Raw genomic sequence first — 14,443 nt, 5'->3', positions numbered from 1 at the left:
GAGATTCCATTTTGGTAAAGGGGTGCAGACAGTTGTCAAAACGAACCGCATTTATTATGGGAGCCAGTCAGGGGATCGGCAAAGCGATCGCTCTGAAACTGGCGGACAATGGCTTTCATACCGTCATTAATTCACGAGTTCCCGAAAATATCGAATCGGTAAAAGAAGAGATCCTCGCCAAACATCCGGATGCGGGCGTCACCGTTCTGGCCGGGGATATGTCGGACCAGAAGACGAGAGCCGGCATTTTTGAAGAGATCAGATCACAATGCGGACGGCTTGATGTATTGATCAACAACATTCCGGGCGGTTCGCCGGATACCTTTGAAACCTGCGATATAGAGGATATGACAAATACCTTTACGAATAAAACAATCGCTTATATCGACTCTATGAAAACGGCCGCAGCGATCATGAAACAGCACGAATTCGGCAGAATCATTAATATCGTCGGAAACCTATGGAAAGAACCCGGCGCCAATATGTTTACCAACAGCATGATGAACGCCGCTTTAATTAATGCCAGCAAAAACATCGCCATTCAGCTTGCGCCTTTTCACATTACTGTCAACTGTCTGAATCCCGGATTTATCGCCACAGACCGTTATCACCAATTCGTGAAGAATGTCATGAAGCAAAACGGCATTTCTAAAGCGGAAGCAGAAGAACGGATTGCCTCAGACGTCCCGATGAAGCGTGTCGGAACTCCGGAAGAAACCGCGGCGCTGGCTGCCTTTCTTGCCTCTGAAGAAGCCTCCTATATTACCGGACAGCAAGTGTCAGCCGACGGCGGCAGCATGAAAAGCATATAATAAAAACATCCCGCTCTCAGCGGGATGTTTCTTGTAATGAAGGAAAGGACAAACCGAGCTTTTGAATCCGCAGCACGAATTCCCTCAAATCGCCCTGCTTGGCCACCATTGATATTCTGACATAACGCTTTCCGCCGCTGCCGAAAATCTCGCCGGGCGTCACGACAACATGGGCATGCTCCAGCAGATAGTCCGAAAACTGGTGTGAGGACTCGAATTCATTCGGAATTTCAGCCCAAACATAAAAAGTCCCTTTCGGTTTTTCAATGCTCCAGCCTAATTCCTTTTCACATAACGCCGTGAAAAAGTCAATCCGTTCTTTATATGTGCGCTTCAGACGCTCCGTATGCTCAGGATTTCCTGACAGCGCCGCCGCTGCCGCCTGCTGAAGACCGCCGAACATGCCGACGAAGACGTGATCCTGAAACTCATTGACCGCCTGAATGATTTTCTCATTCCCCACGGCAAATGCCATTCTCCAGCCTGCCATATTGAAGGTTTTCGAAAATGAATAAAGCTCCGCGCCGACCGTTTTCGCTTCTTTCGCCTGAAGAAAGCTGGCCGGGTTCTGATCAAATTCGAACGCGCCGTATGCAAAATCGTGAATAAGGTGGATGTCATGTTTTTTTGCAAACGCAGCCGCTTTTTCATAAAACGCCTGATCCGCAGTCGCGCCCGTCGGGTTATTCGGGTAATTCAAAAACATCAGCTTGGCTTTTTTCAGGACGGCGGGATCAATCCGCTCAAAATCCGGCAGATAGCCGTTTTCCGGATGAAGCGGCATCTCATGCAGCTCCGCTCTGGCCATTGTAATGCCCGATAAATACTCAGGGTAGCCGGGGTTCGGGACTAAGGCGATATCGCCGGGGTTCAGCAGGCATTGCGTCAAAACGTACAAACCAGCTTTCCCTCCGCCGAACAGCGCGACTTCTGTCTCCGGATTGACCGATACCCCGTACTCTCTCTCATAAAATTCCGCGATGGCTTCTTTCAGAAACGGATAGCCTCTGAACGGGCCGTATCCGTGATACGAAGGATTCAGCGCAGCCTCCCGCAAAGTTTCAACGATATGCGGCGGAGTGGGGAGATCAGGATTCCCCTGCCCGAGATTAATGATCTGGGCTCCCGTTTTCTCCATCTCTTTTACCTTTTGAAAAACGAGCGAAAATTCCTGTTTCGGAAGTGTCTTGATGACGTCGGACGGTATGATTTCCATCTGAAAGGCTCCTTATAAATGAATTTGCTCTGATTCGTTATTCCGTTCTGAAAAGGATTTATTGACCAGTTTTGTATGCAGAAACAGTCCGCTGACCAAAAGGACGATAAACGCCATGATGACTGCCGCGTCTACAATGTTGATCAGCATGGAACCGACGGCGATGCACAATCCGATGGAGGCCTCCGCCACCGAAAAAATCCGGCCCTGAATCTGGTTCGCCGCGTTCTCCTGAACTTTGACCTTCGCCAGCACCTCACCGTATTCCATTGCGATAAAGAAAAGAATGGCGGCAATGACTGACACGGCGAAAATCGGGGTAAACAAAAACAGCGCAAGCGAGACGATCGATAACACTGTAAAATACATCAGCCCTTTATTGTTGTTAAAGCCCCATTTGCTGACAAGAGCGGCGCCGATAAAGCCGCCGAAGCCGATGCAGAACGTCAGGATGAAATTGCCGATTTCCCCGTCGCCTAAAAAGCGGCTGACAATCGGGAAATAGCTGTAGACGACACCCCACAAAAGCGCCATCGTAATCATCGTGAACATGGCGTTTAACACAAAAGCATTTGTTTTGATTTCCTTCAGGCCTTCTTTAAACGACTGAAAAGCTTCTCTCACGTTTTCTGACTGAATCGGCACGTATTGAAGCTTAATGCGGCTGATGAAAAACGCGGAGACAAGATAGGTCACCCCGTTAAACGCGACGGCAAGCTCCACAGAACCGCCTAACAGAAAAAGTCCGCCGGCTGCAGCGCCGACAATAATCGAAATCGTCGTGGCTTTTGCAAACAAAGTGTTGATATTTTTAATATCCGCTTCTAAAGACGACATGACCGCGAGACGTGCCGGATTAAAAAACACGCCGCTTCCGTAAGAAACAAACAGCAGCGCCAGAAAAAGCAGCGGATATTCGCCTTTCGGGAGAAATGTCAGCCCCAAAAAGATGATACCTCTGATCACATCCGTCCACAGCATGATTTTCACCCTGTCGAGCCGGTCCACGAGCACGCCTAAAAACGGCTGAAACACCATCGGAATACTGCGGACCGCGATGACGCCGGACGTCACCCAGTAGTCGTGATAGTATGTAGACAAAATGAGCAGGGCCGGGAGAACGCAATAGTCTCCCATAAACGAAAGCGCCTGCCCGAAAAGCAAATACTTAGAGTTCGGTTTCAGCTGTTTCATACCGGTAACGCATACTTTGCAGTCAGCTTCGCCTGCTGCTGAATTTGTTTGATTGATTCGGCCACGTCACCCGAATTGCTTCCTTTCAGCTCGAACGCCGCAATGCTGTTGAACGCTTCGAACAGCCGCAGATCCACGGACGTACCCGCCTCGGCCGCCGAGAAAGAAACGATTTCGGTGTCTCCCTTTAAGACGCCGTCGGGAATGTCAATGCTTTCAATGACGAAATCGACAGCCGTCTCAGGCAGCTGGCCGTTCTCTTTGAAATGCTGAGGATACAAGTGGCAGTCGGCGACATAGCATGGCTCCTGCTCCAATAATCCTTTCGGCAGATCGGCTTCTTTTCCGAAACAGAGAACATCCAATAACAGCTGCGCCATATCGACGCCGAAGACCTTTTTAATATTCGGAATCATGTTCCAGCCCGCAAATCGTGCCGCTGATTCAATCAGTCCGGCTTCCCGGTTTTTCATTAATTTAATCTCTGTATGTGTTGCGCAGTTTTCGAGGCCTAGTCCTTCATTCGCCTTTTTGGCTGCTTCGACGATTTTTCGCTTCGCGTCATCATCCAGGATGGACGGCGTAATATGCGATGTCTCCGTGAATCCGATTTGCGGTGTTTTATCATGAATCGCGACAGGGAAGTATTCCCCGTCGGCCATGATGCCTTCTATGCTGATATAGTCGGAATAACCGCTTGTTTCGTACCAGTCGTCATACTCGCCCTGCAAAAATTCTTCCGCGATAAACGGCGCTTCAAACGTGACCGCTTTCGGTACGTTGATCGACTTCAGGTATTCATTGACTCTGTTAAATTCGGCTTCGGCCGTTTCCATCTCTTTGATAAGCGTCACGCCGATGGAGCTCGCCAGATATGTAGGCTTCAGAATGAGCGGCGTTCCGATTTCCTGAAGCGCGGCGCGGAAATCTTCCAGCGTCGTCACCCGTTTGTTTTTGATGGATTTGACGCCGGCCCGGTTGAAGGCGGCTCTCATTTTGTTTTTATCTCTGGCATTTTCAGCGGCCTGTACGCCCGCTCCCCGCAGGCCGAGACGTTCACACGCTTTTGCCATCGGAGCGATAAACAGTTCATTGTTGGTCGTAATGGCGTCAACCGCGAACATGCCGGCCACCTTGACGATTTCTTCGACTACTTCTTCCTCAGGTTTGTCATGATCTTCATGAGCCCAGTAAATCGAATCGGGATGCTCAAAATCAGCCAGACTCTTAAAATAGTCTTTATCTTTAATGACCGCGACCGAGTATTTTTCAATCAAAGCTGCATGAGAGGCTGTAATTGCAAAAGGCCTTGGAATAAAGCTGACCAGGTTATATTTTTCAGCAGCGCTTTTATAAAACATGTGCGGCGGGCAGCCTCCAAGATCAGCAATGACCAATACTGTTTTTCTCTCCATATGTAAACACTCCTTCTCTATTGTGCGGTGTATCCACCGTCTGCGGTGATCGCGCTTCCGGTCATATAGCTTGATAAATCCGACGCGAGAAACAGCATGACGTTCGCTATTTCTTCAGGCTTGCCGAGTCTCAGCAGCGGATTGACTTTCGCTTTTTCTTTTTTGATTTCTTCAAGCGTGCCTTCGTTGTTTTCAAGGAACGACTTTTCATTCAAAGGTGTGTCAATGATTCCCGGGCACACGCAATTGACGCGGATGTTGTGTTTGGCGTAATCGACGGCCATCGAACGCGTCAGCTGCAATACGCCGCCTTTAGAGGCGTTATATGCGGGAATGTCGGGCCATGCAACGACTCCTCCGACGGAGCACGTGTTAATGATATTGCCCTTGCCGCTTTTGAGCATATACTTGAGCGCGTGCTTGCTCATAAGAAACATGCCCGTCAGATTGACATTAAGCACCTTGTTCCAATCGCTCAGCTCCATCTCATGAATCGGCGCGACAATTTCGATGCCGGCGTTATTGATTAACACATCCAATCCGCCGAACTTGTCAACCGCTGACCGGATGGCGTTTTGACATGCCGGTTCATCTGTAATATCCGTCCGGACAAAGTGCAGCCTGTCATTGTTTTCTTTCCGGATCATCGCTTCTCCCTGCGCCTCATCAATATCCGCGACGACCACATTCGCCTGCTGATTCAGAAACGCCTGAACCGCGGCATAACCGATGCCTGATGCGCCCCCTGTGATGAGGACGGTTTTATCCGTCAGGTTCATGACTCTTTCGCCTCTAATTTTTTCGCTTTTGCTCTGTTATAGCGCGGAGGGAAAAAGATATTGACTGATTTTGAATCTTTTTCAAATCTGTTGATGGCGCCGTGATCTTCTCTCGGATCGCAGAAATAAGCTGTGCCGAATGTCATATCCACTTTGCAGCCTTCAATGGTCATATCATAGCCGCCGCCGATGCAGATGCCGATCTGTTCATTGCGGTGTTTATGAAACGGCATTTCTCCTCCATTGCCCGGAATGTTGGCAAGCATGATTTCCACCCAGTCTTCCACGAAGAACGTGACTTCCATCCCAGGCAATAAGTCTCTCGTTTTAAAAATATTCAAAAAATAGTCCTCGGGGCTTGTGTAGGTTTCACCGGCTTTCAGGCGTTTAATATCAATGGCGATCACTTCTTGATCCGTCTCATTTCTTGCGCCGTGAGGCACGTTAGGAGGCGCGATATAGGCTGATTCCAGCGCGGTCATCTTTCTTGTGACATCTCCGACAGTCATGGACAGCTCGCCGGAAACGACAAGGCCGATTTGGACTTCCTTATGCTGATGCGGTTCCACGTTTGTATGCGACGGAACGTAAGAAAGCAGAACTTCCGTATCGCCTCTGACGGACGAATATTGTCTTACTCCGTTATCCCATTCTATTAATTTAGGCGTCGGGAAATAAAGTTCCTGCAAATCTTGTTCAGTTTTCATCATGAATCTCTCCTTTTCCGAATAATGACCAGCTCATGGGAATGCTTTTAAATGTTTTGACAAAGTGAAGGCCGTACTTTTGTCTGGCCAGCTCATTTGTCAGCGCGATGTCGGACAAACCGTCCTTCACTCTTTTCGCGGCTGCGCTCGTTGAGTTCACCAGATCAAACGTGACATCTTTACGGGTAAAATACTTAATCAAATTGATAGGAGACGGGTGGGATACGATGACAGCCTTATCAAGCATGTCATCCGTATATTCAAAACCGGGCCGGACAGCCAGGCCGTACATCGGGGTGTCGCACCTGAAAATTTGCAGAAGCTGCAGATCCGGTCTCATGTAGAAGTGCTTAATGCCGTCATACGCGTGAGGCACAATTGTGTATTCCAGCGGACTTTGAAGCGTTTTTTCAATGCACGATTCAAATGTATCATGCAGTGATAATTTACTGTTCACCCCTTGGAGAAGGGTAAAATTGGTGATGAAGTTTTTTGCTGCGTACTCACTGCTTGTCCCTTCAGGACCGAGCGTGTTGATCGTAATCAGTTTAGATATTGAATAAGCCTTGCTTTTCGTTTGAATGCTATTATCCAATATAATCATGAGCACCAACCAATCTGTTAAATTTTAAGTAAATATTATCCATAGACGTTCAAGCTGTCAATATTATTTGAAAATATTGATAATTATTCCTATATATTAGAAAACACCCTATGAAATAGGGTGCTAAAAATTAACATTTACAAAATTATAGAAACTTTATTTTACCGATACAATGATTGGTCGGTCCGATGCTCATATTTTCCATACCTTCTGTATGCGAAAACGCTGAGGACAAAGCCGATGAGGGTGACGGCCGCACAGATAAATCCGACAGCTGCATATCCGTATCCGACGTAGACCGGACCCATGACAGCCGAACCCAAGGTCACGGCCAAATTGGACGCCAGACTGTAAAATGCCATGATTTTACCCCGGCGGCTCTGTGAGCAATCACTTAAAATGGTGCTGAGCAAGGTCACCGTCAGGCTTTGCATCAATCCCCAGACGAATAACCCGATGACCAAAAACGGCATTGATGACGGCGCATAGGCGAGACAGGAAAGCCATATGCTGATCACGGCCAATGCCGCGATCAAAGAGCGCATTTTCCCCGCCTTATCTGCGATTTTTCCGGTGAACACGCTCATGGAAAAACCGATTCCGTACACCATGATCAGCAGCCCTGAAGCTGTATTCCCCCCCGGCAGCACGCGGTGAAGATATGTGCCGAGAAAGGAATACATGCCGTAAAAACCGATCATGTTGCAAAAAGTGATCGTGAGGTATACAGGGACACGGGGCACCTTCAGCGCATCCCGGAAAGTGCCTGCCTGCCGTCCGTTTTCCTCTTCTGTTTTATCCCCATCCGCCGTACTGCGGCGCGCCTCAATGAAAATGAGCGAAGCAACGAGGACAGACATCAGGGCGAAAATCCAAAACGTCCACCGCCAATTCAAAACACCGCCGATAAAAGAGCCGATCGGAACGCCGAAAATCAAAGCGAGCGACCAGCTTGACACGATCAGACCCATCACCTTGCCGCGGTACGCATAAGGCACACGGTCGCCGACCACCGCATATGCTGTCGGCACAAACGCACCCGCCGCAAGCCCGGAAAGCGCCCTGCCCAGAAAGAAGAAAAAGAGATTGTGCGCCAGCGCGCAGATCACCGTGCCGGCCGTAAATATAAGCAGCCCCGCCAGCAGGCTGAGTTCCCGGGAATATTTATCTCCCAGCGGAACGAGAAGCGGCGCGCCGATAAAAATCATCACTCCGTAAATACTGATGGAAAGCGCCAGCACACTGACATCCGAGCTGAAAGCCCGCGCCAAATCCGGAAGCAGCGGAGAAATCACCAGCTCTTCAGAACCGGCGGCAAATACGCCTAATGTCAAAGCAAGCGCGAGACAGATCGGAAATCGGCGTTTCGTTTCGATGTGATCGGTTTGTTTGCTGTTCATGCTCTTTGAACACCTCTTCCGTAAAACTTTTCTACTTTTTGTTGTTTTATAGTTTAGCATCCTTATGTTTCATTTTACATTTCACATGAAAACCAATTCTGATTTTTTATTTACATTCAGATTTTAAATAAAATATTTAGTTTATATTCAACAAATAATATAAAATACGCCGTCCGGTTATGCTATAGTGATAGAATCATTTGTTAAGGTGGGGGTCATGGAATGAATAACGCTGATTCAAAGGCCGCCCGCGCAGGCCTCGGCATGGTACTGATTCTCGGGACGCTCGCTTCATTCGGGCCGCTTTCGCTCGATATGTATCTGCCCGCTTTGCCTGAAGTGGCGGCCGATCTTCATACGACAGCGTCACTTGCGCAGCTGAGCCTGACGTTTTGTCTTTTGGGGCTGGCGGTCGGGCAGATCGTTGTCGGGCCGCTCAGTGATATGATCGGGCGCCGGAAGCCGCTGATTCTGTCATTGCTGCTTTATACGCTGTCTTCTTTATTATGCGCCTTCAGCCCTTCTGTTTCGTTTTTAATTGTCATGAGGTTTATTCAAGGATTCACCGGGGCGGCCGGAATCGTCATCGCACGGGCTTCCGCACGCGATATGTATTCCGGAAAAGAATTGACGGCTTTTTTCTCATTACTGATGCTCGTCAATGGGGCGGCGCCGATTTTAGCGCCGATTACAGGGGGATTTATCCTTCAGTTCGCCGGCTGGAAAATCGTATTTATCGTGCTGGCGGTGATCGGCTGTATCATTTCTGCCGCCGTGCTTACGGCGTTGCCTGAATCACTCCCGCCGGAAAAGCGGACAAGCGGCGGACTCCGGGAGACGCTGATGACGTTTCGCGGCCTGCTTGGCGACCGGATGTTTATGGGATTTGCGCTCAGCCAGGCATTTGTGATGACCGGCATGTTCGCATACATTGCCGGGTCGCCGTTTGTACTGCAAAACATCTACGGCGTATCAGCGCAAATGTTCAGCCTGCTGTTCGCCGTAAACGGTGCGGGAATCATATGCGCCACCCAAATCACCGGACGGATGGCTAAAACACATGATGAACGGAAGCTGTTTGTCTCCGGGCTGTTGATCGCCGTCATCGGAAGCATCGCTTTGCTTTTATCACTTGCGTTTGGTTTAGGCCTGACGGCGGTCTGCATTTCTTTATTCATCATTGTTTCTTCTGTCGGGATCGTCACGACGACGGGATTTTCTTTGGCTATGCAGAAACAGGAGAAAGGCGCGGGAAGCGCTGCGGCTCTTCTCGGACTCCTGCCCTTTATCGGCGGTGCGGCTGCCGCTCCCCTTGTCGGTATTGCCGGAGAAGAAAATGCCTGGCCGATGGCCGTCAGCATTTTCGGTTTTGAGTTCTGTGCCGTTCTATCCTATGTGCTGTCGGCCAAACGGAAAACAAAGTAAAGCCCGCCGCTTTAAGCGGAGGGCTTTTTTTCTTATCCGGCAGCGCCTTTTTCCGAAGAAGCCGGCTCACGCTTCAGGCGTTTTTTGATACCGAAGTGATAATACGCGTAACAGATGATCATCAGCGGGACGCCGCAGTACAGACCGATACGCTGGTCGGGGATAAAAATGAGACTGATTAAGATAAGACCGTAAACCGAAAATCCGAGAATCGGCACGATCGGATAAAGAGGCGTTTTAAATGCCAGGTCTTTCAGATTTCCTCCTTCAGCGAGAAAGCGTCTCCGGAAAACGAATTGAGAAGCGCAGATTGACATCCACGCGACGACGGTAATCATACCGGAGATGGAAATGAGCCACACATACACCGTTTCAGCCGCGAATACACTTGTCAGCAGGGATAAACCGGAGATAGCGATGGTGATGGAAAGAGCTTTCAGAGGCACGCCTTTTTTCGTCAGTTTCGTTAAGGAAGCGGGGCCCATCTTAGTTTTTGACAGGGACCACATCATTCTGGACGAAGCGTACAGCCCGGAATTCGCCACCGACAGCATGGCGGTCAGAATGACAAAGTTCATGATATCAGCCGCATAGGGAACGCCGATTTTATCCAACACAGCCACAAACGGGCTTTCGATGACGCCTGCCGTTTGGTACGGCAAAATGGACACGAGAACAAACATCGCCAGCACGAAGAAAAACAGCGTCCGCCATATGACGTTTCGGATCGAGCGGGGAAGCGTTTTTTCCGGATTTTCGCTTTCTCCCGAGGCGATTCCGACCAGTTCGGTGCCCTGGAATGAAAAATTCACCATGACAAGGGTAAACAGCACGGCTTGGGCGCCGTTCGGGAAAAGCCCTTTGTCCGTCGTAAAGTTTGACAGATACGGAGCCGTCTGCCCGCCGTTAAAACCGACAAAGCCGAATACCGCAGCGCAGCCGAGAATAATAAACAATACAATGGCCATGACCTTAATGCTGGAAAACCAAAATTCCATTTCCGCAAAACTCCGCGCAGACAGCGCGTTAATGGAAAAAATGACGACGCCGAATACAAGGCACCACACCCAAATCGGAACGGCCGGAAACCACCGCTGCATTAAAATCCCCGCCGACGTCAGTTCAAGCCCCACTGTATTGGCCCAGCTGAATGCGTACATCCATCCGATCGTAAAACCCGTCGACGGCCCGAGAAACTTTGCGGCATACGCCTGAAATGATCCTGCGACCGGCATGGCGACCGCGAGCTCCCCCAAACAAAGCATCACCAGATACATTAAAAATCCGCCGATCACATAAGCCAATATCGCGCCGATCGGTCCCGCTTCACTGATCGTAAAACCGGAGCCCAGAAAAAGCCCCGTCCCGATCACGCCGCCGAGGGCGATCATAAACAAATGCCGGCCCTTCATCGTGCGCTGCAATTCAGTTTGATTGGTATCTCCCTGCATATACATCCCCCTTATTCCGTTATGTCAGCCATTTGTGCGTATGTCTAATCGGTAGCTGTGCAAAAGGTGCATTGTCGTCTGCTGAATGAGCTCCGGCAGCACATGGAATGTGTACGGCTTGTACACGCGTTCCGTCCATTTATGGCCGTCCTTTCCGTATACCCCTATATTGACCGACGGAATATTCAATTCCCTGATTTCTTTAAAAGGAATCGTCCCGATGACATCCCAGCCCGGAAAATTATCGGTAAAGGCGGAGACCTCTGCGTCTGTTTCATGCAGCGATAAAAAGCTTCCGTCCGCTAAATAAGGGAAAAACTTTTTAAAGGCGAATGTTTCTCCGGTTGATGCCGCTGTTTTATCGACGGCTTCTTGAATGACATGCTGCAAAAGCCGGTCCCGTGTGCTCTCTTCCTTCAGATAATTGTGCGGAAGGTAAGGCGGCGCATAGAAAATAATGACCTTGGCTCCCTGCTCAGGATCGAGTTTTTGCAGTTCCTCGACGGCTTTAAAGCATCTCATCCGCAGTTCAAGATGTTCATATGTTTTAAATGCCTGCTCGATACACTGCGCCGGGTCTATCCCGCGGCTTCTCAGCCTTTTCAGATAATCTTCCAGACTGTACACTTGAACGTTCCATGACATCTCTTTTTTCGGCAGGCTCGTTCTCTCACAGTATTCGTCGTAATAATCAGATAATTTTCGTTCTGTCTCTTTGCAGGCTTCGTCAGCCACCGCAGTCAGCTGATCCATGACTTCTTTGGCGGTTTTCTCGTAAATAAAATAATTAAAATAGACATAGCTGCTGACGGCGGTCTGCACGTTATACGCTTCCTTGTTGTCACGCTGGTAGAGGCAGGTCGGCGGAAGCACAAGCTCCCCTTCAATGTTTTCCGCCATATGAATATTGTTGTGAATTCTTCTGGTGATTTCTGACGCGATCAAATTCGGGTCGATGCCGGACAGCGTATCTCCGACATGCACCTCCCGCCCGTAAATCGCAAAGCAAGGCAAAAGCTTCCCTGCCGCGCCCGTGTAGATGTACCTTGTCGTGTCACCTTCATACAGCGGGGTGATAAAATCGTTATTAATCGCTGCTAAATAACGAAGCTGCTTTTCTTGTTTCAGCCGTTTTAATTCAGAAATGCTCGTTAAAATGCCGGAATGCTGGCTTTCTTCATCCGGGTTTGCCATGAACAGAATATGGCCCGGCAGCTGATCGCGCCGCTCAGAAAAGTGAAGCAGATTGGCGAGATGAACGGCAATACCGCTTTGCATATCAACCGAACCCCTTCCGAACATCCACTCGCCTGAGCGGGCGTCCCGCTGCACATCACGATCAAATTCATAGTTTGAGAAATACTCCGCGAGACGGTCGGAATCAAAAGCGATATCTTTTAAAGGGCCGAAATCCTCGATGCCGACCGTATCAAGATGAGCGTGATAAATGACCGTATTCAGGCTGTCGCCGTTTCCCTCAATAAATGCGAAAATATTTTTGCGGCCGTAAGGGTCCTCAGGAATCGCCTGCTCCCACACATGTGACGGGTTCTCCTGAAAGTAGGGAAAGCTCTTGATCATATCTTTGATATAGTCGGCTTTTTTTCCTTCTCCCAATGTGCCGTTGATGCTGTTTAACGCTACCAGTGATTTTGTAATGGCTTCTATTTTCTCCTCCGGAAGCATTTTGCTGAGCTGCTGATACATGTTCCATCCTCCTTACCCTAATATAGAGAAAATAGCGCGACTCTCTTTTTCATCGCGCTATTTCCGAAAGATTAATAGGCTTCAGACGTTGTTTTTGCCTGCATATGAAGAATCAGATAGTCAGGTCCTCCGGCTTTTGAATCGGTTCCTGACATATTGAAGCCGCCGAACGGCTGGTATCCGACAATCGCTCCCGTACATCCGCGGTTGAAGTATAGATTCCCGACGTGAAAATCTTCGCGGGCGCGTTCAATGTGCGCGCGGGTTTTCGATAACAGAGCGCCCGTCAGTCCGTAATCGGTATTATTGGCAATCTCAAGCATATGGTCGAAATCACGGGCTTTTGAGATCGCGACGACCGGCCCGAAAATTTCCTCCTGCATCAGGCGGGCGTTTTCATCAACATCCGCAAAAATGGTCGGCTGAATAAAGTATCCTTTTGAATCATCACCTTCGCCTCCCGTCAGGAGTTTTCCTTCTGTTTTGCCGATTTCGATATACCTCATGACTTTATTATAAGATGCTTCGTGGATGACTGGCCCCATGTATGTATCAAAATCTTCCGGACTTCCGACGGTGAGTGATTTTGTTAAAGCGACGGCTTTTTCAACAACTTCATCATAGACGTCCTGATGAATGACCGCACGCGAACCGGCTGAACATTTTTGGCCTGAGAATCCGAAGGCGGAATACACGATTGAGGAAGCGGCAAGATCAAGATCAGCATCTCTGTCTACAAGCACCGTATCTTTCCCTCCCATTTCGGCAATGACCCGTTTCAGCCACTTTTGGCCCGGCTGTACTTTTGCGGCGCGTTCATAGATGCGGCATCCGACCGCGCGGGAGCCTGTAAACGACACAAATCTCGTCTTCGGATGCTCAACCAGATAGTCGCCGATTTCTCCTCCGTCGCCCGGTATGAATTGGAGCACGCCGTCCGGCAGGCCCGCTTCTTTCATCACTTCAACAAATTTCGCCGCCACGACAGGCGCCGCATCCGCCGGTTTCAGCAGTATCGTGTTGCCTGTTACGATGGCTGCCGCCGCCGTTCCCGCCATGATCGCAAGCGGGAAGTTGAATGGAGAAATGACGATTCCCACCCCAAGCGGCTCATAGTGATACTGATTAAATTCTCCGTCACGGCTCTTTACAGGGGAACCGTCTTTCAGTTTCAGCATCTGACGGGCATAATACTCTAAAAAGTCGATCGCTTCCGCCGTATCAGCATCCGCTTCCTTCCACGGTTTTCCGGCTTCTTTCACTAGATACGCGGAGAATTCGTGCTTTCTTCTGCGGATGATCGCCGCCGCTTTAAACAGCACATTCGCGCGGTGTTCCGGCCGTACTTTTTTCCATGTTTGAAATGCCTGCAGCGCAGCCAGCATGGCCTTTTCCGCAAGTTCTTTTCCGGCTGCCGATACAGAACCGATCACTTCTTTTTTATCTGCCGGATTGACGGAAATGATCTTTTTATCCGTTTCAATCGCTTCACCGTTGATGATAAGCGGATAATGCTTGCCGAGCTGTGAATTCACATAAGCCAGCGCTTCCTGAAACGATTGTTTATTTGTCTCTTCCTGAAAATTTGTAAATGGTTCGTGTGCGTATGAAACTGTCATTAGAATTCCTCCCCGTATTTTGTAATGTGTGCTCACGCTTTATGAAGATGCAAGAAGCATACCAGCATAGCAATTTGTGATAAAAATAAGAAAATCTTTGCCGAAAGCGGACGA

At 49.2% G+C, this 14,443-nt stretch carries 12 protein-coding genes; 2 read left to right on the top strand and 10 right to left on the bottom strand.

The window, feature by feature from the left end:
• Positions 1-32 precede the first annotated feature (32 nt).
• The gene (gene bacG / locus G9F75_RS01710; protein WP_061860975.1) at positions 33-812 is read left to right on the top strand and encodes an NADPH-dependent reductase BacG; all 780 of its coding nucleotides are present in this window, start codon (positions 33-35) and stop codon (positions 810-812) included.
• 16 nt (positions 813-828) lie between these two features.
• Here bacG and G9F75_RS01705 read toward each other — a convergent pair whose 3' ends face one another.
• From G9F75_RS01705 to G9F75_RS01675, 7 genes are all read right to left on the bottom strand, one after another.
• The gene (locus G9F75_RS01705; RefSeq protein WP_021494772.1) at positions 829-2,028 is read right to left on the bottom strand and encodes a transaminase BacF; all 1,200 of its coding nucleotides are present in this window, start codon (positions 2,026-2,028) and stop codon (positions 829-831) included.
• Positions 2,029-2,040: 12 nt separating this feature from the next.
• Positions 2,041-3,222 carry a bacilysin exporter BacE gene (gene bacE / locus G9F75_RS01700; RefSeq protein WP_014419148.1) on the bottom strand — a complete coding sequence of 394 codons (1,182 nt, stop codon included), beginning with the start codon at positions 3,220-3,222 and terminating at the stop codon, positions 2,041-2,043.
• Entirely contained in the window at positions 3,219-4,637 is a 1,419-nt protein-coding gene (gene bacD, locus G9F75_RS01695; protein WP_014419149.1) for an alanine--anticapsin ligase, read from the bottom strand. Before bacD ends, bacE begins: the two co-directional genes overlap by 4 nt.
• Before the next feature lie 17 nt (positions 4,638-4,654).
• Positions 4,655-5,416 carry a dihydroanticapsin 7-dehydrogenase gene (gene bacC / locus G9F75_RS01690; RefSeq protein ID WP_017418684.1) on the bottom strand — a complete coding sequence of 254 codons (762 nt, stop codon included), beginning with the start codon at positions 5,414-5,416 and terminating at the stop codon, positions 4,655-4,657.
• Positions 5,413-6,123, bottom strand: a complete 711-nt coding sequence (gene bacB, locus G9F75_RS01685) for a 3-((4R)-4-hydroxycyclohexa-1,5-dien-1-yl)-2-oxopropanoate isomerase (protein ID WP_100262070.1) — start codon at positions 6,121-6,123, stop codon at positions 5,413-5,415. The genes bacC and bacB overlap by 4 nt, the downstream gene beginning before the upstream one ends.
• Positions 6,113-6,727 (bottom strand): bacilysin biosynthesis protein BacA, encoded by a 615-nt coding sequence (locus tag G9F75_RS01680; RefSeq protein WP_017418682.1) that lies wholly within the window; start codon positions 6,725-6,727, stop codon positions 6,113-6,115. The genes bacB and G9F75_RS01680 overlap by 11 nt, the downstream gene beginning before the upstream one ends.
• A 161-nt stretch (positions 6,728-6,888) precedes the next feature.
• Positions 6,889-8,127 (bottom strand): MFS transporter, encoded by a 1,239-nt coding sequence (locus tag G9F75_RS01675; protein ID WP_021494769.1) that lies wholly within the window; start codon positions 8,125-8,127, stop codon positions 6,889-6,891.
• 222 nt (positions 8,128-8,349) lie between these two features.
• Between G9F75_RS01675 and G9F75_RS01670 the strand changes: the two genes are divergently transcribed.
• Positions 8,350-9,552, top strand: coding sequence for a multidrug effflux MFS transporter (locus tag G9F75_RS01670; protein WP_014419153.1), 1,203 nt, complete (start codon positions 8,350-8,352; stop codon positions 9,550-9,552).
• 32 nt (positions 9,553-9,584) lie between these two features.
• On the opposite strand, the gene G9F75_RS01665 is transcribed toward G9F75_RS01670, so the two are convergent.
• The 3 genes from G9F75_RS01665 to pruA all read right to left on the bottom strand — a co-directional run bounded on the left by G9F75_RS01665 (position 9,585) and on the right by pruA (position 14,329).
• A complete protein-coding gene (locus G9F75_RS01665; RefSeq protein ID WP_012118711.1) occupies positions 9,585-11,003 on the bottom strand; it encodes an amino acid permease in 1,419 nt (472 codons plus the stop codon).
• 24 nt (positions 11,004-11,027) lie between these two features.
• Entirely contained in the window at positions 11,028-12,710 is a 1,683-nt protein-coding gene (locus G9F75_RS01660) for a M20 family metallopeptidase (protein WP_022553946.1), read from the bottom strand.
• Between the two features lie 71 nt (positions 12,711-12,781).
• The gene (gene pruA / locus G9F75_RS01655) at positions 12,782-14,329 is read right to left on the bottom strand and encodes an L-glutamate gamma-semialdehyde dehydrogenase (RefSeq protein ID WP_022553947.1); all 1,548 of its coding nucleotides are present in this window, start codon (positions 14,327-14,329) and stop codon (positions 12,782-12,784) included.
• Positions 14,330-14,443 lie beyond the last annotated feature (114 nt).

The organism is Bacillus sp. EKM208B (assembly GCF_011800725.1).
Classification (GTDB): Bacteria; Bacillota; Bacilli; order Bacillales; family Bacillaceae; genus Bacillus; species Bacillus velezensis.
The sequence above is the reverse complement of the archived record's forward strand: the minus strand, read 5'-3'. Positions and strand labels throughout refer to the sequence as shown.